The organism is Catenulispora pinisilvae (genome assembly GCF_015356865.1).
GTDB classification, from domain to species: Bacteria; Actinomycetota; Actinomycetes; order Streptomycetales; family Catenulisporaceae; genus Catenulispora; species Catenulispora pinisilvae.
The window spans coordinates 1-23,018 of the sequence record NZ_JAAFZA010000085.1 but is presented as its reverse complement, the minus strand read 5'-3'; the positions used below and the strand labels follow the sequence as shown (position 1 = coordinate 23,018).

Here is a 23,018-nt window from a genome sequence, read left to right as displayed (position 1 = left end):
CTCTATGTCCGGCTCCTCACCTCGCCGACCTGCGCGTACCTTGCAGAGCCGGCGCCTCTACATCCTCATGCCCGGCCCGCCGAGCCGGCGGCCCTACATCCTCATGCCCGGCCCGCTCACCCCGCCGACCTGCGCGTACCTTGCCCTCAGACTGCGCTGGCCTCACTCGCCTCACTCGCCTCACTCGCCCGCTCGGCGCTGCCCCGCCCGCGCTCCGGCTCGGCATAGTGCCGCAGGAACAGCTCCTCCAACGTCGGCGGCCGGCTCGTCAGAGCCCTGACCCCCTGCGTCCCCAGCGCCACCATCAGCGCTGACAAGTGTTCCGTGTCGACTGTGCACTCCAGCCGCACTCCCCCGTCGGCCCCCAGCTCCGTCACCCGCACCTCGTGCAGCCCCGCGAACCCGTCGAACCCCGGCGGCAGCCGCTCCATCTCGGCGCTCACCAGCGTCCGCGTCAGGTGCCGCAGCTCGGCCAGCGTCCCGGACTCCGCGACCCGGCCGCGGCGCACGATGCTGACCCGGTCGCAGACCTCCTCGACCTCCGACAGGATGTGGCTCGACAGCAGCACCGTGCGTCCGCGCGCCTTCTCCTCGGCCAGGCACGTCCGGAACACGGCCTCCATCAGCGGGTCCAGGCCGCTGGTCGGCTCGTCCAGGACCAGCAGTTCGGCCTCGGAGGCGAACGCCGCGACCAGCATCACCTTCTGCCGGTTCCCCTTGCTGTACGCGCGGCCCTTCTTACCCGGATCCAGGTCGAAGCGCTCCAGCAGCTCGGCCATCCGCTTGGCGCCCGCGGCGCGGTCCGACGCGCCGCCGCGTCCGCGCAGCTTCCCCAGCATCGCCAGGACCTGGCCGCCGGACAGATCCGGCCACAAAGCGACATCGCCGGGGACGTAGGCCAGTCGGCGGTGCAGGGCCACCGCGTCGCGCCAGGCGTCCTGCCCGAACAGCCGAACCTCGCCGGCGTCCGGACGGAGCAGACTCAACAGGATTCTGAGGGTGGTGGACTTGCCGGCGCCGTTGGGGCCGAGCAGGCCGTGCACCTCGCCGGGGGCCACGACCAGGTCCAGGCCGTCCAGGGCGCGGGTGGCCGCCGATCCCCTGCCGAAGGTCTTCACCAGCCCGGTGAGGGAGATCACATCCGTCACAGCGCCAGCGTACACCCCATGATCATCACATATCACCAACCGCGCCGATTGACGGGCATCGCGCGGATCACACAAGATCGGGGGTGACGACACAATCACACAAGGAGGCACGACGATGCTCGAATCCGAGCAGCCTCGCCCCACGCGGAGCGTCACCACAGTCGAGGTTCCGCGCGGTCTGGCCGGTGTCATCGTCACCGACACGGAAGTCGGCGACGTGCGCGGCGAGGAAGGCTTCTACCACTACCGCCAGTACAACGCGGTGGAGCTGGCCGAGAAGCGGACCCTGGAGGACGTCTGGGTCCTGATGATCGACGGCTACCTGCCGGACCCGGCGCAGCGCGCGGCGTTCATCGCCGAGACCACGCCGCTGCGGCACGTCCCGGACAAGGTCAAGGCGCTGCTGCCGGCCATCGCCGAGGCGGTGCACGGCGAGCCGATGAACGGCCTGCGGGCGGCGCTGCCGCTGCTGGCCGGGCAGCGCGGGATGCGGCCGATCTACGACATCGACGAGCAGACCCGCCGGGCCGACGCGCTGTTCGTCAGCGCCCTGGCCCCGACGGTGCTGACCGCGATCCACCGGCTCGGCAAGGGCCTGGAGATGGTGGAGCCGCGCGACGACCTGTCGTACGCGGCCAACTACCTCTACATGCTCACCGGCACCGAGCCGACCCCGGAGCAGGCCCGCGCGATCGAGCAGTACCTGATCTCGACCGTGGACCACGGCTTCAACAACTCCACCTTCACCGCCCGGGTGATCGCCTCCACCGGCGCCGACCTGGCCGCGGCCGTGACCGGGGCGCTGGGCTCGCTGTCCGGCCCGCTGCACGGCGGCGCCCCCTCGCGCGCCCTGGACACCCTGGACGAGATCGGCACCCCGGACAAGGCCGAGGACTGGGTGCGCGCACAGGTCGAGGCGGGCGCCCGGATCATGGGCTTCGGCCATCCGGTCTACCGCACCGACGACCCGCGCTCGATCATGCTCCGCGGCGTGGCCCAGCGCCTCGGCGGGGACCTGGTGGACTTCGCGGTCGCGGTCGAGGCGCACGTCCTGAAGGCCCTCGCCGAACTCAAGCCGGGCCGCCAGCTCTACACCAACGTCGAGTTCTACGCCGGCGTGGTGATGGAACTGGCCGGCGTCCCGCGCGACATGTTCACCCCGACATTCGCCACCTCCCGCGTCATCGGCTGGTGCGCGAACATCCTCGAACAGGCCCGCGACTCCAAGATCATCCGCCCCGCGGCGCACTACGCCGGCATCCCGGCACCGCAGCCGCTGCCCGGGGAGTGAGACTGGAGTAGCACGTTAGAAGAGCACCTCAGGGCCCGGATTCCGTGAACGACGGGATCCGGGCCCTGAGGATTTCCAGGCGAAGCCGATCGAGCACGTGGGCAGCACCGCGATCCCGGGCTGCCCGGCCAAGCCGCCGATCGTCGACGTCGGCATGGTGGCCCCGGACGGGAGGCGTGCCAGAGGCAGTCGCCAGCCAGGCACCACCTATATGGAGTAGTCGTGGACACGAAGCCGCATCTGGATCACGTACTACTCCGGGACAGCACGTCAGCCCTTCGGCTTCCACTCCTCAGCCAGCTGCCCCAACACCACTTCATCCATGAACTGGCCCATCACCCACGCCGAAGACCGCGTCAGGCCCTCGCGCACGAATCCGTTGTTCTCGGCCGCGCGCAGCATCGCGTGGTTGTCGACCAGCGTCTCGATCTGCAACCGGTTCAGGCCGCGCACGGTGAACCCGTAGACGCACATCGCCGCGACCACGTCCGTGCCGTAGCCCTTGCCGCGGCAGGACGGCAACAGGCCGAGCCCGATGTGGGCGGCCCGGTTGTGGGTGTCGATCGCCCACAGCGTGGCAGTGCCGAGCAGAGTGCCGCCCTCCAGCTCCACCACCGAGAACGAGACGTGCGCCGGCTCGCTCTCATCGACCGCCAGCCGCGAGTCCTTCGTGCCGGGCGGGAGCGGCCGCCACGGCCCGCCGTCGGCCCGCGCGGAGTTGACCACGTCGTTGTAGAGCTCGGCCAGCAGAACCGGTATGTCGTCGTCATGCCGGGCCCTGAGCCCGATCTTGGTACCCCTCAGCATGGGCTCTTCCTATCCGAGCGGGACGGCGCGCGGCAAACCATTTCGCACGTCAGCGGCCCTGCCCGAAGACCGTCCGGCTACGGCCGGTTGCGCCGCCGGCGCCGGCCGAAGTTGACCGCCACGTTGATCACCATGATCCCGAACCAGGCGATCGACACCACGCCGTGCTGCTGGTCCTGCCCGCTCACGCCGAGGGTGACCGCGGTGCCGGCGATCAGCGAGGCGACCGCCGTCACCCGCGCCGTCATCGCGTCGGCCAGGGCCAGCTGGTGCTGGCCGGTCGTCGGCTCGGCCGCCGCCTCGCGGCCGGGGCCGGTGCCGGTACCACCGCCGAAGCCGACACCCACGCCGCCCCCGGCGGCGGTGCGGGCCTGCACCTCGGCGTCGATCCGGCGCTCCATCTTGTCGGCCAGCGCGGCCGCGATCTCGTGCTCGTACTCCGGGCCCAGCTCGCGGCGGGCCGCCAGGGCCGCGGCGATCTCCTGCGGCGTCAGATCGTCGACAGTCATGAGGCGAAGATAGGTCGGGCCCGTTGCTGGGTAATCAGTCCGGGGAGTGACATACCAGAGGATGACGATCTACTCAAAAAGGCTGAGTCGATCTCAAGATGAACCGGACCGACCGGACTTCCCCGTCCCTCGTTCTAGGAAATCCTGCGCGCTACTGGCCCGCCAGGGGGTACCCCGCGAGTAAAGTCACGGAGAGAACCCGGTTCACACTGCGAGGAGTTCGTGAAGTGAACACCCAGGTCCCGCCCCGCCGCCCGGTACGCATCGCCAACTCGTCCGGGTTTTACGGAGACCGCCTGTCGGCGGTCCGGGAGATGGTGGACGGGGGTCCGATCGACGTCCTGACCGGCGATTACCTCGCCGAGCTCACCCCGCTGCTGCTGTACAAGGCACGGGAACGCGGCGGCCCCGGCTACGCGCGCTCCTTCCTGGCCCAGATGAACCAGGTGCTCGGCGCCTGCCAGGAGAAGGGCATCAAGGTCGTGACGAACGCCGGCGGCCTGGAGCCGGCCCGGCTGGCCGAGGATCTCAGAGCCCTGGTCGCGCATCTGGGCCTGCGGCTGTCGGTGGCCCACATCGAGGGCGACGACCTGCTGCCCCGGCTGGCCGAGTTGCGGGCCAAGAAGGTCCCGTTCGACAACCTGGACACCGGCGAGCTGTACCGCGAGGCCGCCGGACCGATCTCGGCCAACGCCTACCTGGGAGGCTGGGGCATCGCCGCGGCGTTAGCCGGCGGCGCGGACATCGTCGTCTGCGGCCGGGTCACCGACGCGTCACTGGTCGTGGGCCCGGCCGCTTGGTGGCACGGCTGGAACGGCGAGGACTGGGACGCCCTGGCCGGCGCGGTCGCCGCCGGGCACGTCATCGAGTGCGGCCCGCAGTGCACCGGCGGCAACTACTCCTTCCTGGACGAACTCCCCGACACCCGGGTGCCCGGCTTCCCGATCGCCGAGGTGGCGCACGACGGCTCCGCGGTGATCACCAAGCACCCGGGCACCGGCGGCGTGGTCTCGGTCGGCACCGTCACCGCGCAGCTGCTGTACGAGATCGAGGGCCCGGCCTATACGAACCCTGACGTCACAGCGCACTTCGACACCCTGCGCGTGACCCAGCAGGCCCCGGACCGGGTCGAGATCCGCGGCGCCAAGGGCATGACCGGCCCGCACAAGTTGAAGGTCGCGCTGAACTACCGCGGCGGCTACCGCAACTCGGTCAGCCTGGGCATCACCGGCCTGGACATAGAGGCCAAGGCGGGCCTGGCCGAGCAGCAGATCTTCGACACCCTCGGCGGCCGGGCCCGCTTCGCCTTCGTGGACGTGCGGCTGCAACGCAGCGACAAGCCCGCCGAGCAGGCCCGCACCGATGAGGAGGCCACCGCCTACCTGCACATCACCGTCAAGGACCCCGATCCGGACAAGGTCGGCCAGGCCTTCACCGGCGCGGTGGCCAGCCTCTCGCTGGCCGGCTACTCCGGGTTCCACCCGACCGCGCCGCCCACCCGGGAGGTCGAATACGGGGTCTACTGGCCGACGCTGATCCAGGACCGGCACGTGGACCACGTCGTGGTGCTGCCCGACGGCGAACGGGTGCCGATCCGGCCCTGCCGCCGGCCGATGGGCGTGCCGCTGCATTTAGGCGCGCCGCGACCGCCCGAGCCGTTCTTCTCCGACGGGATGAAGCGACTGGCCCCGCTGGGCCTGGTCTGCGGCGCGCGGTCCGGCGACAAGGGCGGGAACGCGAACGTCGGGATGTGGACGCGCACCGACCGCGCCTTCGCCTGGCTGCGCGAGACCCTGGACGTGGACACCTTCCAGAAGCTGGTCCCGGAATGCAGCGATCTGCGCGTGGAGCGCTTCGAACTGCCCAACCTGCGGGCCCTCAACTTCGTCGTCTACGGCCTGCTCGGCGAAGGCGTGGCCGCCTCGACCCGCGCCGATCCGCAGGCCAAGGGGCTGGGCGAATTCGTGCGGTCACGGTTGGTCATGGTCCCGGTGGAGTTCCTCAACGGGTGAATCGCACCGGGTTAAGATCGTGGTATGCGCTATCGTCACCTCGGTAATTCCGGCCTGCTCGTCTCCGTCGTCGGCCTGGGCTGCAACAACTTCGGCAGCCGACTGGACGTGGCCGGCACCCGGCGCGTCGTGGACGCCGCGATCGACGCCGGCATCACCTTGCTGGACACCGCCGACATGTACGGCCGGTCCCAGTCCGAGAGCTTCCTCGGCGAGGTCCTGGCCGGCCGCCGGGACCAGGTGGTCCTGGCCACCAAGTTCGGACATCAGAGCTTTGACATGGGATACCCGCCGGCGGCCGGCGCCAAGGGCGGCCGGTCCTACATCCGGCGGGCGGTGGAGGCCTCGCTCAAGCGGCTGCGGACCGACTACATCGACCTGTACCAGCTGCACACCCCGGACCCGGCGACGCCGATCGCCGAGACCCTGGCGGCGCTGGACGACCTGGTCGGCGAGGGCAAGGTCCGCTACCTGGGCAACTCCAACTTCGCCGGCTGGCAGATCGCCGAGGCGCACTACGTCGCCGAGCAATTGAACGCCACCCCGTTCATCTCGGCCCAGAACCACTGGTCGCTGCTGGTCCGCGACGCCGAGACCGAGGTGGTGCCGGCCGCCGAGCGCTTCGGCCTGGGCGTGCTGCCGTACTTCCCGCTGGCCAACGGCCTGCTCACCGGCAAGGTCCGGCGCGGCGCCGACATCCCGGAGAACGCCCGGCTGGCCGGCCGCCCGCACTGGGCCACCGAGGACCGCCTGGACAAGGTCGAGGCGCTGATCGAGTGGGCCGACAAGCACGGCCGCAGCATCCTGGACGTCGGCATCGCGGCGCTGGCCGCCCAGCCCGGCTGCACCTCGGTGATCTCCGGCGCGATGAACCCGGAGCAGGTGCGGGCGAACGCCGCCGCCGGCGACTGGGAGCCGACCGCTGAGGAGCTGGCCGAGATCAACGCGATCGTGCCGGCGCCGGCGCAGCCGTAGGGTCTGGATTCGGCTTCAGCTTCGGCGCCGCTTCAGCTTCGGCGCCGGGGCCGCTTCGGCTTCAGCTTCCGGCTACAGCTTCGACGCCGGGGCCGCTTCCGGCTTCGGCTTCGGCTTCGGCTTCGGCTTCGGCTTCGGCTTCGGCTTCGGCTTCGGCTTCGGCTTCGGCTTCGGCTTCGGCTTCGGCTTCGGCTTCGGCTTCGGCTTCGGGCGCATAGTCCCGCGGGATGCCCGCCTCCCGCGAGCATGATCGCTTTGTCAGGGCGGTGAGAAGCCCCGGCCTGATCCCATCAGGCCGGGGCCTTATTTGCGGCCGAAACACCCGTACCGCAAGCCGTCCCGCGCCCGTCGTTCCGCATCCCACCCGCGTTCGGCGAACATTCAGCCGTTTCGCGGGTGAGCGCCACCGGCCAGGGGTAGGTTCCTCCGGAATCCGATGGCTCAGCCGGCGAGGGAGGCGCGAATGGACACGACCGTCGCGATACGAGGCCGCGGCATCACCAAGGTTTTCGGTGATGTCGTCGCGCTCGATCATGTCGACGTCAGCGTGGCGCGAGGTCAGATCCACGGCCTGGTCGGCCCGAACGGCGCCGGCAAGACCACTCTTCTCGGGTTGCTACTGGGGTTGGCCGTCGCCGACGAGGGGGCGCTGGAAGTCCTCGGCGCCCAAGTGGGCCGCGCGCTGCCGGCGCCCGGCGGGGTCTCGGGGTTCGTCGACGGTCCCGGCCTGTATCCCACGCTCACCGCGAAGCAGAACCTTGCGACGCTCGCCGCGCTGCGTCCCCGGGACGCCGTCACCTCCGACGTCGGCGAAGCCCTGCACGAGGTCGGCCTCGCCGAGGTCGCCGACGACAAGGTCCGCGGCTTCTCGCTCGGTATGCGGCAGCGCCTCGGCCTGGCCGCCGCGATGCTGACCAAGCCGAAGCTGCTGGTGCTGGACGAGCCGGCCAACGGCCTGGACCCGTCCGGCAAGAAGCAGGTGCACGGTGTGCTCAACCGGCTGGTGGCCGCGGGCGTCACCGTCATCCTGTCCAGCCACCGGATGGACGACCTGGAAGCGCTGTGCTCGGAGGTCACGATCCTGTCCACCGGGCGCGTGGTGTTCTCCGGGCCGCTGAACAAGCTCTCTGATGAGACCCGCGAACTCGACTACCGGCTGCGCACAACGGATCCGGCCGCCGCCGGCATCATCGCCGCCGAGACGCCGGGCATCAGCGTCGTCGCGGGCACCGACGCCGCGGCGCTGGCCGACACCGACGTGATCGTGGTGCGGGCGCGGGTGGCCGCGCTGGACCAGCTCGTCTCCCGGGTCGTGCGCGCGGACATCGCAGTGCGCGAATTCGCCCCCGTCGTCTCGCCCCTGGAAGCCGCGTTCCTCGACCTCACCGAGCAGGAGACCGATCGATGACCGCGACCATCGCCGACGCCGACGCCACGGCGCCCGAGGCCCAGACTCCGGCGGCGGGGCCGGTTCCGGTCGGCCGTATCCTCCGCTTCGAGCTGGTGAAGCAGTTCTCTGCTTGGCGGGTACGCCTGCTGATTCTGTTGTGCTGGATAGGCCCGGCGGTGCTGGTCTTCGCGATCGACAAGCAGAGCACGCTGCCCTCGGACACCCTGTTCGGCCGCTGGATGCACGCCACCGGCTGGGCCGGACCGCTGGTGGCGCTCGGGTTCGCCGGGACCTGGGCGCTGCCGCTGCTCACGTCGGTCGTCGCCGGTGACGTCTTCGCCTCCGAAGACCGGCTCGGCACCTGGCGCCACCTCATCATCGCCATCCGCTCACACCGCCGGATCTTCCTCGCCAAGGCCGTGGCCAGCCTCACCGTGATCCTGCTGCTGGTCGTCGGGCTGGCCGCGTCCAGCACGCTCGGCGGGCTGCTGGCCGAGAAGAACCTGCCGCTGGTCGGCCTGGACGGCCACACGCTCTCCCCCGGCGACGCGGCCGGCAAGGTGCTGCTGGCGTGGCTGTGCGTACTGGCGCCGACGCTGGCCCTGGCCGGTATCGGGCTGCTCGGCTCGATCGCGTTGGGCCGGTCCCCGATGGGCCTGCTGCTGCCGATGCTGGTCGCGCTGGGCATGCAGTTGGCGCAGATGCTGCCGCTGCCGGTGGCCGTCCGACTGGCGCTGCCCGGCTACGCGTTCATCTCCTGGAACGGCCTGTTCACCGACCCCGCCCAAATCAAGCCTCTGATGATCGGCGTCACGGTCAGCCTGGTCTGGGCGGTCGTCGCCACGGTCCTGGCCTACCTGCTGTTCCTGCGCCGGGACTTCACCAACCTCAACAACAACGACGGCGCCGGCCGCCGCGTCCTGGCCCTCGGCGTCGTCCCGCTGGCCGCCGTCCTGGCCCTCACCGCCGGCGTCGTGGCCGCCACCACCTCCGACGCCGGCGGCACCGGCATCACCCAGGCCAAGGTCCAGAAGTCGGTGGCCACCGCCTTCAGCCACCTCTTCCGCCTCCAGCAATCGCAGATGTACCACTCCTCGGTCACCGAGGCGCAGCTGGCGACCACGGCCTCCTGCCTGAAGAGCGAAGGCCTGGGCAAACAGGAGGGCTCCGGCAACGATTGGCGCTGCACCATCACCTTCAACGTCCCCGGCAACAACATCACCGCCCAGGGCATCTACCAACTCGACGTCACCGCCAACGGGCGCTACATCGCCGACGGCGACGGACCGCAGGAAGTGAACGGATACTTCCTGATCGTCACGCCGGGCAAGGTGGTCGCGAACCCGCTGTGGCAGTTCGACGGGAACGTGGATCTGTTGTAGGGCAGCTGCGGTCGGGTGTAGGGAAGCTGTAGTCGGGCGCTCCGGGATAACGTCGAGGCATGTCGCAGATCTTGATGCTCGCCGGGGACGTCAACTTACAGGCGCGCACGGATCCTGCCTCCGCCTTCAAGCACGTGCAAGACCTGTTGGCAGCCGCCGACGCGCGGTTCGTCAACCTCGAAGGCGTGCTGTGCGGGCCCGGGCAGGATCCGCAGACCCCTGATATCGCGCACAAGCCGAACTGGCGACACTCCGAACCGGAGATGGTCGACGGCCTGGCCGCGGCCGGCATCGACGCGGTCAGCGTCGCCAACAACGTCACCTTTCCCCCGCAGGCGATGCTGACCGGCCTCGGCACCCTCGACAGCGCCGGGATCGCCCACTGCGGTGCCGGTGCGGACCTCGGCACGGCGCACCGCCCGGTCGTGTTCGAGCGCGACGGAATTCGGTACGGCTTCCTGGCCTACACCGCCATCTGCTGGCCCTTCGGGATGGCCGCCGGGCCGCAGACGCCGGGAGTGGCGACCCTGCGCGCCTCCACTTCCTACGTGCCGGACCTGCGCTCGGCCGAGGTCCCCGGGCGAGCGCCCAAAGTCCTGACCGAGCCCTATCCCCACGAATTGGCCGCCATGGTCCGCGACGTCGAAGCGCTACGGGCCGACTGCGACGTCCTGGTGCTCTCCTGCCACTGGGGCGTGGCCGGCGACGAGGTCTGCGACTACCAGCGGACCATCGGCCGAGCCGCGATCGACGCCGGCGCCGACCTCGTCATGGGCCACGGCCCGCACAGCGTCCAAGGCGTCGAACTGCACCGCGGCCGACCGATCTTCTACAGCCTCGGCAACTTCGTCTTCGACTGGCCGGTGATGGCCGGCCGCCATCTCGACGGACTCGTCCTGCACTGCCGCATCGAGGACCGCCGCCTGCGAAGCGTCCAAGTCCATCCCGTCCGGCGCGGCGAGGACAACGATGTACGGCCGCTCACCGGCGACGACGCCCGCGCCGCCCTGAGCCGCCTCGCCACGCTGTCAGCGCCGCTCGGCTCCCCGAAAGACGTCCTGGACTCCGAAGGCCTGCTGACGCTCGGCTGAGCTGAGCGCGCCGCCCCGGGCCCCGGCACCGACCAGCCAGCCAACCGGCTGGCCGACCGACCGACCGACTCGTCAGTTCATCCGCAACAGCCGCCGCGCCACGAAGCACTTCCGCCCCGTGACGACATAGCGCACGCTCGTCACGGCGACAGCGGCACCGATGGCGAACACCACCGCCAGGTCGGCCCCACGGCTGCCGGCGGAGACGCTGGGATCGTCGGCGATCAGCGCCACTATCGCCGCGAGCGGGCTCCCGCACGCGATGGCGGCGACCACGCGCGCGGCCGGCAGGTGTCGGCGGAAGAAGCCCCCGGCCGCGGCCAGGACCAGCCCGGGGACGATCGCGGACGCGAGTCCGACCAGCGCGCCGATCACCCCGCCGACGACGCACGTGATCGAGAAGAGCACGACCCCGGCGATGCCCGCGTGGTATCCCACCACCGCCGCGAAGACAGCAGTGACCAGCGGTCCGCCGATCAAGGCGCCCATACACGTCCCGTAACCCAGCGCCCGGGCCATCACCGCGGCCCCCGACTCACTCCCCATGCGACCTCCCCGCTCGGATCTCCACCACCCAGCATGACAGCACCCTCATATCCCGCAGCGTCCCACCCCTCCCGCGGAATCCCAACGCCTCAAACAAGAACCGGCCGGGTGCGAACACCCGGCCGGTCCCACACAGGGCTGAATCAGCTCACGTTCAAAGCCGTGTCGTCGATGACGAACGACGTCTGGTACTCCGAGTCCTCGGTCCCGGTGAACTTGAGCGTCACGGTCTGCCCGGCGTAAGCCGACAGGTCGAACGAGTGCAGCGAGTACCCGGTGTTCGCGTTCAGGTTCGAGTACGTGTACAGGTTCTTCAGCACCGAACCCGAGCTGCTGAGAAGCTGTAGCTGCAAGGTGTCGTACTTGGCCGTCGTCGTGGTCTCCGCGGTGTCGATGTGCATGTAGTAGTTGAACTTGTACGTCGTACACCCCGCGGGCAGCGTCACCGACTGCGACAACGTGTCCGTCGTGCTCTTGCCCCAGCCGTCGAGCCACGCGTCGTACGTCCCGCTGCGCGGCGGCTCGTTGCTCTTGCTGTTGATCACCGACAGCGGTGTGTGCGTCGAGGTGACCGACCACGGCGCCGGGCTGGACGCCCCGTTCTCGAAGCCCGGGTTGCCCAGCAGTTGCCCGGCGGTGCAGCCGCTGGTGCCGCCGGTCGGGGTGGCGCTGACCTCGTTGCTCTGGCCGCCCTCGCCCACCGGGTTCGACGCGGTCACCCGGTAGTAGTAGGCCGTCCCGGCGGTCAGGCCGGTATCCGTGCACGTCAAAGTGCTGCCGCTCAGGCTGGCGCACGGCCCCGAGGTGAGCAGCGACTCCGTCCCGCTGGACGTGCCGCGGTAGACGCTGTACTTCGTGAGGGTCTCACCTCCCGTACTGGACGGCGCCTGCCAGTTCAGGGTCACCTGGCCGGTGCCGGCCGAGGCTGTCAGGTTCTGCGGCGCGCTGGGTGGCACGCTGCCGATCGGATCCGCGGTGACGCTGACCGTCGAGGTGGCCGTATTCGCCGGGGAGGCGCTGTCGGTCACCGTCAACGTCGCCGTATAGGTCCCGACGGTCGAGTAGGCGTGGCTCGGGTTCTGCGCCGTGCTGGTCGCCGAACCGTCACCGAAGTTCCAGCTGTAGTTGTACGCCGGCGTGCCTCCGGTCGCGGTCCCCGTGAAGTTCACCGTCAGCGGGATCTGCCCCGAGGTCGGGTTGCCCGACGCCGACACCGCCAGCGGATTGCCGACCGCGCTGACGTTCACCGCGACCTGGGACGTCGCCGTCTTCGCCGGAGAGGAGGCGTCGGTCACCGTCAGCGTCGCAGTGTACGAACCCGCGCTGCTGTAGGTGTGGCTGGGGCTCTGCGCCGTGCTCGTCGAGCCGTCGCCGAAGTTCCAGCTGTACGTGTACGGCGCCGTGCCGCCGGTGGCCGAACCGGTGAAGTTCACCGCCAGCGGGGCGTTGCCGGTGGTGGGCGACGCTGTAGCCGATGCCGATAGCGGTGTAGTTCCCTGGACCCAGAAGTCCTCCAACGGGTCCCCCAGCGCGGCCTGGTCGTTGGTGGTCATGGGGAACGTCGTCGGCCCGATGTTGTCGTTCGGGTCGATGATGCCCGACTTCACGTTCTCCATCGTGCGTTCCATCGCCGCGATCACGTTGTTGGTCGAGTACGCGACGTGCGACAGGTAGTGCTGCTTGACATACTGGGACGGGCCGATGACGACCAGCGGCACGCGGTAGGTGTTGCTCACGTGGTCGGCGCCGTTGTTGCCGTTCTGGGTGTCGTCCTCGGTCACGACGATCAGGGTGTTGCCCGCGTACGTCGGGTTGTTCTCGATCGCGTTCACCACGTTGTTCGTCGCCGTGTCGTTACCGGCGATGTCCTGGTAGGTGCCCGGGTGGTCGTTGAACAGCTCGACGTAGCTGTAGGCCGGCAGCCCGTTGGTGCCGACGAAGTTGATGTAGTCGTTGGCTATGGTGCTGTCCGGAAGGCTCTGGTTGGAGCAGGTGTACTCGTTGTAGTGCAACTCCTCCGGGATGTTCGTGCCCGGGCGGTTCGGCGGCAGGACCTCCAGCTTGCCGTCGGCCGGGTTCTTCCAGTAGCCGGAGCCGCTGGAGAGCATCCAGTAGAAGTCGCCGTTCATGACGAACGTGTAGGGGCTGCTGCCGCTACCGGTGCCGGTCGGCGCGGTGCACGCGTTGGTGCCCTCGTCCGTCGGACCGTTGGTGTTCATCAGGAAGCGGTCGAACTGCGTCCCGCTGGAGGGGTAGGACTGCTGCTGCGAGCTGGACTGCGACTGGGCCGAGAACATCCACCAGTGGTTCGGGCCCGACGGCGGCTGCGTCCCGGTGCTGTAGGCGTCGTCGAGTGCGTAGTTCTTGGCCAGGCTGTGCAGGTCCGGCACCGAGCTGATGTGGTTGGTGCTCTCCACCTGGCCGTTGCAGCCGGCCTGGATGGTGGTGGCGCAGTCACCCAGGTAGTCGTCGAAGGTGTGGTTCTCCCGGTAGATCACGACGAAGTGCTGGAACGGCGGGAAGTACGGCGCCAGCGGGTTCACCGCCGCGGACGGCTTCTGCGCCAGCGTCGCCGGCTGGCCGTTGGCCGAGGGCACGTAGACCTGGGTGTTCTTGATATTGAAATCGTGCGCCTGCGGGAACTTCTGGAACTCCGCCCCCAGCGGCGCGAACACCGCACTGGAACAGTTGAAATCGTCCGGCTTGTACGTCTGCGGACGCTGCCCGACCGGCAGGCTCTTCGCGTTCGCCGGGTCGGTCGAGGGGTTCCAGCCGTTCAGGGTGCACGAGCCGGGCCCGGATTCCGGCCCCTTGGCTCCCACTCCCTGTGCGACGCCGGTGATGCCGCCCACTGTGAGGGCTAGAACGGCGGCGCCTGTGATCCAACGTTTCCATCTGATCATGGATACTCCCGAAGCGGGGACGATGTGGGGGGTGGCGCATAGAAGTGGCGACGGTATTGTCTAAGCGAATAAGGGTCCGGACAAGAGCTATCGAGGCACAGAACACGCCGATAGCGAAGGCCTTCATTCGTCGTTCGTCCACAGTTGGGGCAACGCATGGCGTTGATACCGCCCCGGGGCGGGCCACGGCCGGGGCGGCAGCCCGGGCAGCTGGCCGCCCAACGCGACATATCGCGTTCTCCCCGGTTTCCCGCTACACTGCTCGCATGACCTCCGCGCCCGAAGAGAACCAGTTCGTCCCGGCCACGGCGCCGGCCACGGCCTCGGCTCCGGCTGCCGCTCCGGTCGCCGATCTGGTCGTCGATCCGGCTGCCACTCCGGTCGCCGCCGGGCAGGTCCGCGCCTCCGACACCGAGCGCGACGAGGTGGCCGCCGTCCTGTCCGAGGCCCTGGCCCAGGGCCGGCTGACCAGCACCGAGCTGGCCGAGCGCATCGACGTGGCGTACAGCGCCAAGACCCGCGCCGAGCTGGTCCCGCTCACCGCCGACCTCCCGGACGACCTGCGCCACGGCCCGGCCGGCCCGGTCTCGGCCGTCGAGCGCCAGGAGCTGACCGCCACGTTCAGCAAGGTGATCCGCTCCGGCCGCTGGGTCGCCGGCCGGCACACCACGGCCACCGCGACCTTCGGCGCCCTGATCGTCAACCTGACCGACGCCGTCCTGCCCGGCCGCGAGATCACGCTGGACGTCAACACCTTCTGTGGCAAGGCCATCATCACCGTCCCGAAGAACGCCCGCGTGGTCGACGAGGGCGGCGCACTGTTCGGCAAGCGCTCGGTCACCGGCACCGCGACCGAGGGCGAGGAAGACGGTCCGCTGATCCGCATCACCGGCAAGTCGCGCTTCGGCAAGGTCGTGGTGCACCGCCCGAGCGACCAGGACCACCACCCGTGGTCGTGGGAGCAGCGGTACCTGAACCGCTGAGCCGGCGATAATTCCCGGGCACCCGGACGTCCCGTGCGCCAGACTCCCCCGAAGCACGATCAGAACGGGGGAGCCGTCATGGCCAACACGAACAACCTTCCGCTGTACCAAGTACGCGCCGACTACGACCGCACCACGATCGTCGTCTACCAGGCCTACCGCGCCGAGATCGCCGACGCGGCGGTGCGGGCGCAACGCTTCGTCGAGCCCTTCTCGCTGAGCCGGATGACGTGGATCAAGCCGTCGTTCCTGTGGATGATGGGCCGCTGCGGCTGGGCCCGCAAACCGGGGCAGGAACGCGTACTGGCGGTGCGGATCACACGCGCGGGGTGGGAGAAGGCGCTGTCCCAGGCGGTGCTGACCAGTTACGAGAGCGGGGTGTACGCCGACCGCGCGGACTGGGAGCGGCAGATCAGACACGCGACGGTGAACGTGCAGTGGGATCCGGAGCGCACACTGTCCGGCGCGGTCCTGGACGCGCGCTCGATCCAGGTCGGACTGAGCCGCCACATCATCGCGGAGTACGTCGACGACTGGACCACCGAGATCCGCGACATCACACCGACGGTGCGGAAGATGGCGGCGCTGATCAAGGAGGGGCGCAAGGACCGCGCCGCTGAGCACCTGCCGAAGGAGCGGCCTTACGAGCTGCCGGTGGAGATCGCCCGGCGGCTCGGCATGTAGTCAGTACCTACAGCCGAACCGCCAACCGCGCGCCGTGATAAGTCTCAGGCCCGTGCCAACACCACTACGGGAATCCGCCGAGACGTCCCCGTCTGGTACTCGCCGAACTGCGGCGACTTGGCGACGATCCCCTCGAACAGCCCGTCGCGCTCATCGTCGCCGGCGACGCGAGCCGTGACCCGCACGGTCTGCACGTCGTCGTCCCCGGGCACCTCGAGCTCGGTCTCGGGGTTCGCCTGGAGGTTGTAGTACCACGCCGGGTGGGTGTCCCGTCCGGCGTTGGAGGCGACGATCAGCCACTCGTCGTCGCCCTGCGCGAAGCCGGCGAGCGGGCTGACGTACGTGGAGCCCGACTTCGCGCCCTTGTGGTGCAGCAGCACCAAGCCCTTGCCGCCGAACTGCTCGACGCTGCCCGCGTTGGCGCGGAACTCTTCGATGATCTTCTCGTTCCAGGAACGCATCTCGTCGTTGCTCATGTCGGCGGCAGCTCTCTGCGGAAGGGCTTTTATTCCCCGCAGGTGAGGAGTTCCCCCGGATAGCCCATCCGGCCGCGCCGACAGGCACCGGGTGCCGCGCGATGCCAGGCTGGAGCCATGGTGCGACCGACTCCCGCCACGCCGCCGACGCCCCGGCCGACGACTCCGTCCCGTGCGACGCAGGCCCGGCCGACGCAGCCCCCGCCCGTCGTAGTCATCACCGGCGTCTCCGGCAGCGGCAAATCCACCGTCGGCGCCGCCCTGGCCGGCCGCCTGGGCTGGGACTGGGCCGACGGCGACGCGTTCCACCCGGGCAGCAACATCGCCAAGATGGCCGCGCACGAGCCGCTGACCGACGCCGACCGCCTCCCCTGGCTCGACGAGATCGGCAGCTGGATCGACAAGGAAGCCGAGGCCGGCCGCCCCGCCGTCATCGCCTGCTCCGCCCTCAAGCGCTCCTACCGCGACCGCCTACGCGCCGGACGCCCCCAGGTCCGCATGGTCTACCTGGTCGTCGACCTCAAGACCCTGCACCAACGCCTCACCGACCGCCGGGACCACATGTTCCACGCGGACATGCTCGGCAGCCAGCTCTCCACCCTGGAGCCGCCCGCCCCGGAGGAGGACGTGCTGATGATCAAGTCGGCCGGCTCACCTGAGCAGACCGTCGACCAAGTCATCACCTGGGAGAGGCTGGGGGCGTTTCTGCCGTCAACCATGGAGCGGCGGCGGGACTAGCGAGCGCCGGAACGCTCCACCTCACCCGATCGTCGCAGCCACGCCATAGTGGTCCGACAGATACCGCTCCCGGCCGTCGGCCATCCGCACCTTGTCCTGGAGCACCACCTCGGCCTTGGCCGCCACCCCCGGCGTCACCAGCACCTGGTCCAGGGCCGCGCCGTCCCAGCCCGGCACCGGCCGGAACGTGGTCGCGGCGTCCCCGTCGAACGCGTCGCGCAGCCCGGAGGCGGCGGCGAAGCCCTCGAAGAGCCAGGAGTCGCGGGGCACGTTGAAGTCCCCGACCGCGATCACCGGCTCGCCGGACTGGATCCGCCGCACCGCCTTCGCCAGCCGCGCCAGTTCCGCCTGCTGCACCCGCGTGAACGGCGCCGCCTTCGACCAGTCCGCCGGGCGGTTGGGCGTCAGGTGGGTGTTGGTGACGGTGAAGAACTCCCCGCCGTCGTTGAAGCGGGTCATCAGCACGCCGCGGCGCATCACCAGATCCCGGCGCCACGGCGCGGGCGCGGCCAGCACCTCATAGCGATGCCCGACCAGCGGGATGCGGGACAGCGTCAGCAGTCCGCCGGTGATCCTGGGCAGCCGCGGGCCGTGGGCCGCGTAGGGGAACGCGGCCTTGGTCAGCGACCGCAGCAGCCCGAAGTTCGGCGGGATCCACAGCTCCTGCAGGCAGACCACGTCGTAGTCGGAATCGGCCAGCACCTCGGCCAGCGCGCGCAACCGCACCCTGGGCTCGCCGCGGACCAATGTATTGAACGACAGCACCCGGACCTTCGGCACGGCTACGCCTTCCTCCCCGCGGTCCAGGCGACCCGCATCGGGACCTTGGACCCGAACCGCAACACAGAGTTCTCATACACCCGCGCGCCGGCCGCGACGATCCCGACCGTCAGCACGGCCATCAACCCGATCGCCACCACCGGCTCCCACCACGCCGCGTCCCCGCCGGCGATCCGCACCGGCTGGATCAGCACCGAGAACGGCGGCACCAGCGACAGCACCCTTACCCAGACCGCGTCGGGGTTGCTCAGCGCCGCGAACGCCGCGAAGTAGGGCACCATCAGCACCAGGTTCAACGGCTGCACCGCGGTCTGCATCTCCTCCTGCCGCGACACCCGCGCGGCCACCGCGGCGTAGGCGGCGGCGTAGAAGATGTAGCCCAGGACGAACCAGACCGCGACGATCCCCACGGTCTGCCAGATCTGCCCGGTCATGTGCAGCGCCCCGGTCGCCGAGCCGGCGCCGATCCCGACCACGGCGGTGGCGGCCAGCTGCAACAGCCCCAGCGCCCCGATCCCGATGATCTTCCCGGTCAGCAGCGCCCGCGCCGAGGTGCTGGACAGCAGGATCTCGATGACCCGGCTGGCCTTCTCCTCCACCACGCCGGTGGCGACCCACATGCAGTACGCGATCATCTGGCTGAACAGCATGATCTCGGCGACCAACGCCACGGTCTTGCGCTGCCCGGCGTCCGGATCCTTCGGCGCCAGCTTCACGGTGGTCTGGCCCTGCACCTGGTCCACGTCCGGCAGCTGCGCGGCCAGGTTGGCCCCGGCCAGCACCGGCGCCAGCTTGGCATCGACCGAGTCCTGCACGTAGATCTGGCCGCCGTCGACCAGCGCGTCCAACTGGCCGCTCTTGACCAGCGCCTGCGCCCCGGCGGAGTCGGTGACCACGCTGGAGGTCAGCTTTATCTTGTAGACCGGGGCCTGCTGGTCGGCGAACTGCTGCTCGACGGCGGCCCGGGGACCGGCGAAGCCTACGGTGAACGACGGCGTCTTGTCCCGGTTCGAGACCAGCGCGGAGATCACCACGGCCACCAGCACGATCAGCAGCGAGAAGGCCACCGAGATGGCGAACCCGCGGTCACGGCCGCGCTCGGTGAACTCCCGGCGCATGACCAGCCGGACGGTGCGCCCGTTCACGCGGTGGCCCCTTCCTTGTCGGTGCTCGCGGCGGCCGGGGGCTCGGTGCTGGTGCTGGTGCCGGTGCCGGTGCCGGAACTGTTGCCCGCGCCGCCGCCGGAACCGCTGCCAGCACCGTTGCCACCACCACTGCCTTCACCGCCGCCGGCAGCATCCCCGTCACCATCGCCATCGTGGTCGTGGTCGTGGTCGGCGACGGCCTCCCGGAACAGCTCGGCCAGGCTCGGCCGCAGCGGCGTGAACTCCCGCACCGGCCCCAAAGCCCGCGCGGCGTCCAGAATCGCCTGGTCGTCGGCGTCGGCGGTGAGGATCAGCGTGGTGGTCGGCCCGTACTCGGCGGACTGGACCCCGGCCAGCGCGTCGGCCCAGCCGGGCGCCGCGTCCGTCCCGACCCGCAGCGCCACCTCGGCCCGCGAGGCCCGCAGCCCGTCCACGGTCCCGGTGGCGACCATCCGGCCCCGGTAGATGATGCCGATCGAGTCGCACAGCCGCTCGACCAGCTCCAGCTGGTGGCTGGAGAACACCACCGGCACGCCCTCGGCGGCCCGCTCGCGCAGCACCTCGGCGAGGTTGTCGACGCCGACCGGGTCCAGCCCGGAGAACGGCTCGTCGAGCACCAGCACCGCCGGGTGGTGCACCAGCGCCGCGGCCAGTTGCACCCGCTGCTGGTTGCCCAGCGACAACGCCTCGACCCGGTCTTCGGCCCGCTCGGCGACCGACAGCCGCTCCATCCAGTACTTGGCGGCCTGGTCCGCGTCGCGGCGGCTCAGGCCGTGCAACTCGGCGAGGTAGCGCAACTGGTCGCCGACGCGCATCTTCGGGTACAGGCCGCGTTCCTCGGGCATGTAGCCGAACGTCCGCCGGGTGGCGGTGTCCACCGGCTTGCCGCCGAACCGCACAGACCCGGCGTCGGGCTCCAGCACCCCCAGCGTGATCCGCATGGTCGTGGTCTTGCCCGCGCCGTTGGTCCCGACGAAGCCGTACAACTCCCCCGGACGCACGGAGAACGTCACGCCGTCCAACGCGACGCGGTCGCCGTAGCGTTTGCGCAGCCCCTCTAGCTCCAGCATCAAGCCTCCAGTGTCGCCTGGCCCGATCCTAGCTACTCCGCATCGGCCGACGACGCGGCGGCGACCCCGCGGAACGAACGCCGATAGTCGCTCGGCGCCACCCCGACGACCTCCGTGAAATGGTGCCGCAGGTTCGCCGCCCCGCCGAGCCCGGCCGCGGAGGCGACCCGCTCCACCGGCAGGTCGGTCGTCTCCAGCAGACGGCGCGCGTGCAGAACCCGTTGCCCGGTGAGCCATTTCCCGGGCGTGGTGCCGACCCCGGTGTGGAACCGGCGGATCAAGGTGCGCTCGGCGACGTTCGCCTGCCGGGCCAGATCCGCGACGGTCAGCGGCTCTGCCAGGTGCGTCCGCATCCAGTCCAGCAGCGGGCCGAGGCTCTCGCGCCCGGCGGCCGGCGGGGCCGGCGTCTCGACGTACTGCGCCTGCCCGCCGCTGCGGTGCGTGGGCGCGACGAGGCGCCGGGCCAGCGTGTTGGCGACGTCCGCGCCGTGGTCGGCGGCGACCATGGCCAGGCACAGGTCGATCCCGGCCGTGGTGCCCGCGCTGGTGAGCACGTCGCCGTGGTCGATGTACAGGACCGCCGGATCGAGCAGCACGGCCGGGAACTGCTTGCGGAACTCCTCGGCGTAGAGCCAGTGCGTGGTGGCGCGGCGGCCGTCGAGGAGCCCGGCGGCGGCCAGGGCGAAAGCGCCGGTGCACAGGGACGCCACGCGGGCCCCGTTCGCATGCGCCTGCCGCAGCGCCGCGATGAGCTCGGCCGACTGCTGTTCGCGGACGTCGCGGATCGCGGGCAGGATCACGGTGTCCGCTTCGGTCAGCGCGGCGTAGGTGTGGCCGCCGGGAAAGACGAAGCCGCCGCCGGAGAGTACGGGCCCTGATTCCGGGTTGCAGATCTGGACCTCGTAACCGAGATCGGCCATGCCGGGGCGGACCCGGCCGAACACCTCGACCGGGATCGAGATCTCGAAGATCGGCGCGCCCTCGGTGACGGCCACGGCTACCGTGTGCTTACCCATGTCAGTATTTTAGCGCTACATGTCATTCCTGCCACTGGGCAGTGCGGCGCGGGCAAGAGATCATCGGATACGTGAGCCTTACAGATGTGACGAACACAGTGGTCCAGCCCCCGACGCGACCGCACAGGCAGTCCTGGGCCCGCGCGGCGCTCGCGCTGACCGCGATCGGCTGGGGCGCGAACCAGTTCGCCCCGATGGTGCTGCTCTACCGGGAGCGGATGGGCGTCTCGGCCTCGGCCGCCGAGGCGATCTTCGGGCTCTACGCGGCCGGTCTGGTGCCCGGCCTGCTGATCGCCGGGCCGCTGTCGGACCGCGTCGGCCGGCGCCCGGTCGTCACGTTCGCGGTGCTGCTGTCGATGCTGTCCGGCGTGGTCCTGATGCTCGGCTCACACGGTCTGGCCTGGCTCTCGACCGGCCGGGTGCTGATGGGCGTGGCCAGCGGCGCGGCGTTCAGCGCGGGCAGCGCGTGGGTCAAGGAGTTGTCAGCCGCGAACGCGTTGGCCGGGGCGGGTGCCCGGCGCGCGTCGATCGCCATGACGGTCGGCTTCGGCATCGGCCCGCTGATCGCCGGGGCGCTGGCGCAGTGGGGTCCGGCCGCATACGAGACCCCTTATATTCCACAGCTGATACTGGCCGCCACCGCGCTGGTGCTGTTGGCCCGCACGCCGGAAACCGTGCAGCGCTGGCAGTCCGGCATCCTCGGCGGCGGCCTACTCCGGCTGCGCGGCTTCGGCGACCGGCGCTTCGTCGGCGTGCTGCTGCCGATGGCCCCGTGGGTGTTCGCGGCCGCGACGATCGCCATGGTCTACCTCCCGGGCCTGACAGCGGGGCACGTCAAGGGCATCTCCCTGATCTACGCCGGCACCGCCGCGATGGTGACCGCGATGTCCGGCGTCGCGATCCAGCCCTACGCGCGCCGGATCGCCGCCTCCCCGGCCGGCCGGGACCTCAGCCGCCCCCGCCTGCTGACCCTGGGCCTCTGCCTGGTCACCGTCGGCACCCTCGCCGACGCCGGCGTGGCCGCACTGACCGCCCTGGGCGCCGGCCAGGCGGTCCTGGCCCTGGTCGCGTCGGTCATCATGGGCTTCGGCTACGGCGTCCTGCTCGTCTTCGGCCTCGCCGAGGTCCAGCGCCTGGCCCCGCCCGAGGACCTGGCCGGCATGACCGCGGTGTTCCAGGCCTTCACCTACCTCGGCTTCGCCGCGCCCTACGTGCTGTCCGCGTTGAAGAACGTCGCGTCGCCGAGCACGCTGCTGCTGGTGGTCGCGGCGCTTGGGGTGCTGACGCTGGTGGTGACGTTGCGGAATGCTCGGCGGACGGGTTAGTGGGGGCTGGGGTTTGCGGGCCGGGTTGCTGTTTGGTTGTGGGTTTCAAAGCTTTTTACGGCCTTCGGTCATAGTTGTGCCGGTTCGGGGTTCGGGTCGGCGAGTCATGTTTGTCGGCTGCCAGTTCGCGCGTTCACAACCCCGCCCCACCTCAGGCCTCTTCAACTCCAGCAAGTCAGAGCAAGGTCATAGGCCAGATCAAGAGCAAGATCAAGAGCTGAAGGTCAAGGTCAAGAGCTGTGGTGAAGGGCCGGGCCTCCGGCGGGCCTCGGCAACCTCAGGGAAACTAGCGCGGGTCCCTCGGGTGGCTGGGTGAGTCTCAGCGGCTGCGGTTTGTGGGGTGGTGCGGTCCGTTCCCCACGGCCGCGTCGTCAGCCCGGGGGGGTACAGCACCGGTGTCCGGGGGTAAAGTCCGCGCACTTGCGGTTGGCTGTGTGAGCTGCGGTTTCGTATAGCGCGAACTTGACCCCCGGCCACCGGCACTGTAGGCGAAGCCCTGCCGACGCGACCGAGGGGAACGAACCGAAAACCAGCCGGAGAATGGCAAAACCCAGTGGTTCGGTACCGGCGACTCGGCGAGTTCGGCCGCCGGTCTGGGTGTTGGCGGCGCGGCAGTCCCGAAGGTGGGCATCCCGGGCTGGCGGGTGCGGCCGCGGGTCAGGGTGTTGGCAGCGCGGCAGTGGCTCAGGTGGGCATTGTGGGTTGGCGGGTGCGGATGGCTGCCAAGATGGTTTTCTCCCCCGTTTA

At 70.2% G+C, this 23,018-nt stretch carries 21 protein-coding genes and 1 pseudogene; 11 read left to right on the top strand and 11 right to left on the bottom strand.

Features of this window, described 5'->3' with window-relative positions; all coding sequences use genetic code 11:
• Positions 1 to 146: 146 nt before the first annotated feature.
• The gene (locus IZR01_RS23025; RefSeq protein ID WP_194925070.1) at positions 147 to 1,148 is read right to left on the bottom strand and encodes an ABC transporter ATP-binding protein; all 1,002 of its coding nucleotides are present in this window, start codon (positions 1,146 to 1,148) and stop codon (positions 147 to 149) included.
• Between the two features lie 115 nt (positions 1,149 to 1,263).
• Between IZR01_RS23025 and IZR01_RS23020 the strand changes: the two genes are divergently transcribed.
• The gene (locus tag IZR01_RS23020; protein ID WP_194925069.1) at positions 1,264 to 2,439 is read left to right on the top strand and encodes a citrate synthase; all 1,176 of its coding nucleotides are present in this window, start codon (positions 1,264 to 1,266) and stop codon (positions 2,437 to 2,439) included.
• Positions 2,440 to 2,536: 97 nt separating this feature from the next.
• Positions 2,537 to 2,659, top strand: coding sequence for a hypothetical protein (locus tag IZR01_RS54350; RefSeq protein ID WP_369125395.1), 123 nt, complete (start codon positions 2,537 to 2,539; stop codon positions 2,657 to 2,659).
• Between the two features lie 50 nt (positions 2,660 to 2,709).
• Here the strand turns inward: IZR01_RS54350 and IZR01_RS23010 are convergent, their stop codons facing one another.
• Both IZR01_RS23010 and IZR01_RS23005 read right to left on the bottom strand, forming a co-directional pair.
• A complete protein-coding gene (locus IZR01_RS23010; RefSeq protein ID WP_194925068.1) occupies positions 2,710 to 3,246 on the bottom strand; it encodes a GNAT family N-acetyltransferase in 537 nt (178 codons plus the stop codon).
• Between the two features lie 77 nt (positions 3,247 to 3,323).
• Positions 3,324 to 3,755 carry a hypothetical protein gene (locus IZR01_RS23005; protein WP_194925067.1) on the bottom strand — a complete coding sequence of 144 codons (432 nt, stop codon included), beginning with the start codon at positions 3,753 to 3,755 and terminating at the stop codon, positions 3,324 to 3,326.
• Positions 3,756 to 3,982: 227 nt separating this feature from the next.
• Between IZR01_RS23005 and IZR01_RS23000 the strand changes: the two genes are divergently transcribed.
• The gene (locus IZR01_RS23000; RefSeq protein ID WP_194925066.1) at positions 3,983 to 5,767 is read left to right on the top strand and encodes an acyclic terpene utilization AtuA family protein; all 1,785 of its coding nucleotides are present in this window, start codon (positions 3,983 to 3,985) and stop codon (positions 5,765 to 5,767) included.
• A gap of 24 nt (positions 5,768 to 5,791) precedes the next feature.
• A complete protein-coding gene (locus IZR01_RS22995) occupies positions 5,792 to 6,742 on the top strand; it encodes an aldo/keto reductase (RefSeq protein WP_194925065.1) in 951 nt (316 codons plus the stop codon).
• Positions 6,743 to 6,803: 61 nt separating this feature from the next.
• Here IZR01_RS22995 and IZR01_RS22990 read toward each other — a convergent pair whose 3' ends face one another.
• Positions 6,804 to 7,064 (bottom strand): hypothetical protein, encoded by a 261-nt coding sequence (locus tag IZR01_RS22990; protein WP_194925064.1) that lies wholly within the window; start codon positions 7,062 to 7,064, stop codon positions 6,804 to 6,806.
• Between the two features lie 141 nt (positions 7,065 to 7,205).
• Here IZR01_RS22990 and IZR01_RS22985 point away from each other — a divergent pair, with 141 nt between their 5' ends.
• From IZR01_RS22985 to IZR01_RS22975, 3 genes are read left to right on the top strand one after another with little or no spacing between them, the layout of a single operon-like run.
• Positions 7,206 to 8,150, top strand: a complete 945-nt coding sequence (locus IZR01_RS22985) for an ABC transporter ATP-binding protein (protein WP_194925063.1) — start codon at positions 7,206 to 7,208, stop codon at positions 8,148 to 8,150.
• A complete protein-coding gene (locus tag IZR01_RS22980; protein ID WP_194925062.1) occupies positions 8,147 to 9,514 on the top strand; it encodes an ABC-2 transporter permease family protein in 1,368 nt (455 codons plus the stop codon). The genes IZR01_RS22985 and IZR01_RS22980 overlap by 4 nt, the downstream gene beginning before the upstream one ends.
• Before the next feature lie 59 nt (positions 9,515 to 9,573).
• Positions 9,574 to 10,605 (top strand): CapA family protein, encoded by a 1,032-nt coding sequence (locus IZR01_RS22975; RefSeq protein ID WP_194925061.1) that lies wholly within the window; start codon positions 9,574 to 9,576, stop codon positions 10,603 to 10,605.
• 72 nt (positions 10,606 to 10,677) lie between these two features.
• Here IZR01_RS22975 and IZR01_RS22970 read toward each other — a convergent pair whose 3' ends face one another.
• Together IZR01_RS22970 and IZR01_RS22965 are read right to left on the bottom strand one after the other, a co-directional pair.
• Entirely contained in the window at positions 10,678 to 11,151 is a 474-nt protein-coding gene (locus IZR01_RS22970) for a hypothetical protein (protein WP_194895603.1), read from the bottom strand.
• 143 nt (positions 11,152 to 11,294) lie between these two features.
• Complete coding sequence (locus IZR01_RS22965) at positions 11,295 to 14,054, bottom strand: PKD domain-containing protein (protein WP_194925060.1); 2,760 nt, start codon at positions 14,052 to 14,054, stop codon at positions 11,295 to 11,297.
• Positions 14,055 to 14,320: 266 nt separating this feature from the next.
• Here IZR01_RS22965 and IZR01_RS22960 point away from each other — a divergent pair, with 266 nt between their 5' ends.
• Complete coding sequence (locus IZR01_RS22960) at positions 14,321 to 15,037, top strand: DUF1707 SHOCT-like domain-containing protein (protein ID WP_194895605.1); 717 nt, start codon at positions 14,321 to 14,323, stop codon at positions 15,035 to 15,037.
• 78 nt (positions 15,038 to 15,115) lie between these two features.
• On the top strand, positions 15,116 to 15,721 hold the full coding sequence (locus IZR01_RS22955; protein WP_194925059.1) for a DUF4291 domain-containing protein: 606 nt from the start codon (positions 15,116 to 15,118) through the stop codon (positions 15,719 to 15,721).
• 44 nt (positions 15,722 to 15,765) lie between these two features.
• On the opposite strand, the gene IZR01_RS22950 is transcribed toward IZR01_RS22955, so the two are convergent.
• Positions 15,766 to 16,197 (bottom strand): nitroreductase/quinone reductase family protein, encoded by a 432-nt coding sequence (locus IZR01_RS22950; protein ID WP_194895607.1) that lies wholly within the window; start codon positions 16,195 to 16,197, stop codon positions 15,766 to 15,768.
• A 117-nt stretch (positions 16,198 to 16,314) separates the two neighbouring features.
• On the opposite strand from IZR01_RS22950, the gene IZR01_RS22945 reads away from it, so the two are divergent.
• Positions 16,315 to 16,935: a gluconokinase gene (locus tag IZR01_RS22945; RefSeq protein WP_194925058.1), complete on the top strand. Its 621-nt coding sequence runs from the start codon at positions 16,315 to 16,317 to the stop codon at positions 16,933 to 16,935.
• Between the two features lie 21 nt (positions 16,936 to 16,956).
• Here the strand turns inward: IZR01_RS22945 and IZR01_RS22940 are convergent, their stop codons facing one another.
• The 4 genes and pseudogenes from IZR01_RS22940 to IZR01_RS22925 form a co-directional block, all read right to left on the bottom strand.
• On the bottom strand, positions 16,957 to 17,715 hold the full coding sequence (locus tag IZR01_RS22940; protein ID WP_194925057.1) for an endonuclease/exonuclease/phosphatase family protein: 759 nt from the start codon (positions 17,713 to 17,715) through the stop codon (positions 16,957 to 16,959).
• A gap of 2 nt (positions 17,716 to 17,717) precedes the next feature.
• The gene (locus IZR01_RS22935; RefSeq protein ID WP_194925056.1) at positions 17,718 to 18,860 is read right to left on the bottom strand and encodes an ABC transporter permease; all 1,143 of its coding nucleotides are present in this window, start codon (positions 18,858 to 18,860) and stop codon (positions 17,718 to 17,720) included.
• A gap of 191 nt (positions 18,861 to 19,051) precedes the next feature.
• Positions 19,052 to 19,930 (bottom strand): annotated as a pseudogene (locus tag IZR01_RS22930) (ABC transporter ATP-binding protein); the annotation flags it as partial.
• 32 nt (positions 19,931 to 19,962) lie between these two features.
• On the bottom strand, positions 19,963 to 20,946 hold the full coding sequence (locus IZR01_RS22925; RefSeq protein WP_194925054.1) for a GlxA family transcriptional regulator: 984 nt from the start codon (positions 20,944 to 20,946) through the stop codon (positions 19,963 to 19,965).
• An 86-nt stretch (positions 20,947 to 21,032) separates the two neighbouring features.
• On the opposite strand from IZR01_RS22925, the gene IZR01_RS22920 reads away from it, so the two are divergent.
• A complete protein-coding gene (locus tag IZR01_RS22920) occupies positions 21,033 to 22,271 on the top strand; it encodes an MFS transporter (protein ID WP_194925053.1) in 1,239 nt (412 codons plus the stop codon).
• Positions 22,272 to 23,018: the final 747 nt, after the last annotated feature.

Excerpts from the sequence above, each read along its gene's own strand:
- IZR01_RS23020 (WP_194925069.1), top strand. The coding sequence starts at position 1,264 with ATGCTCGAATCCGAGCAGCCTCGCCCCACGCGGAGCGTCACCACAGTC.
- IZR01_RS23010 (WP_194925068.1), bottom strand. The coding sequence starts at position 3,246 with ATGCTGAGGGGTACCAAGATCGGGCTCAGGGCCCGGCATGACGACGAC.
- IZR01_RS23005 (WP_194925067.1), bottom strand. The coding sequence starts at position 3,755 with ATGACTGTCGACGATCTGACGCCGCAGGAGATCGCCGCGGCCCTGGCG.
- IZR01_RS22995 (WP_194925065.1), top strand. The coding sequence starts at position 5,792 with ATGCGCTATCGTCACCTCGGTAATTCCGGCCTGCTCGTCTCCGTCGTC.
- IZR01_RS22985 (WP_194925063.1), top strand. The coding sequence starts at position 7,206 with ATGGACACGACCGTCGCGATACGAGGCCGCGGCATCACCAAGGTTTTC.
- IZR01_RS22980 (WP_194925062.1), top strand. The coding sequence starts at position 8,147 with ATGACCGCGACCATCGCCGACGCCGACGCCACGGCGCCCGAGGCCCAG.
- IZR01_RS22975 (WP_194925061.1), top strand. The coding sequence starts at position 9,574 with ATGTCGCAGATCTTGATGCTCGCCGGGGACGTCAACTTACAGGCGCGC.
- IZR01_RS22970 (WP_194895603.1), bottom strand. The coding sequence starts at position 11,151 with ATGGGGAGTGAGTCGGGGGCCGCGGTGATGGCCCGGGCGCTGGGTTAC.
- IZR01_RS22965 (WP_194925060.1), bottom strand. The coding sequence starts at position 14,054 with ATGATCAGATGGAAACGTTGGATCACAGGCGCCGCCGTTCTAGCCCTC.
- IZR01_RS22960 (WP_194895605.1), top strand. The coding sequence starts at position 14,321 with ATGACCTCCGCGCCCGAAGAGAACCAGTTCGTCCCGGCCACGGCGCCG.
- IZR01_RS22955 (WP_194925059.1), top strand. The coding sequence starts at position 15,116 with ATGGCCAACACGAACAACCTTCCGCTGTACCAAGTACGCGCCGACTAC.
- IZR01_RS22950 (WP_194895607.1), bottom strand. The coding sequence starts at position 16,197 with ATGAGCAACGACGAGATGCGTTCCTGGAACGAGAAGATCATCGAAGAG.
- IZR01_RS22945 (WP_194925058.1), top strand. The coding sequence starts at position 16,315 with ATGGTGCGACCGACTCCCGCCACGCCGCCGACGCCCCGGCCGACGACT.
- IZR01_RS22925 (WP_194925054.1), bottom strand. The coding sequence starts at position 20,946 with ATGGGTAAGCACACGGTAGCCGTGGCCGTCACCGAGGGCGCGCCGATC.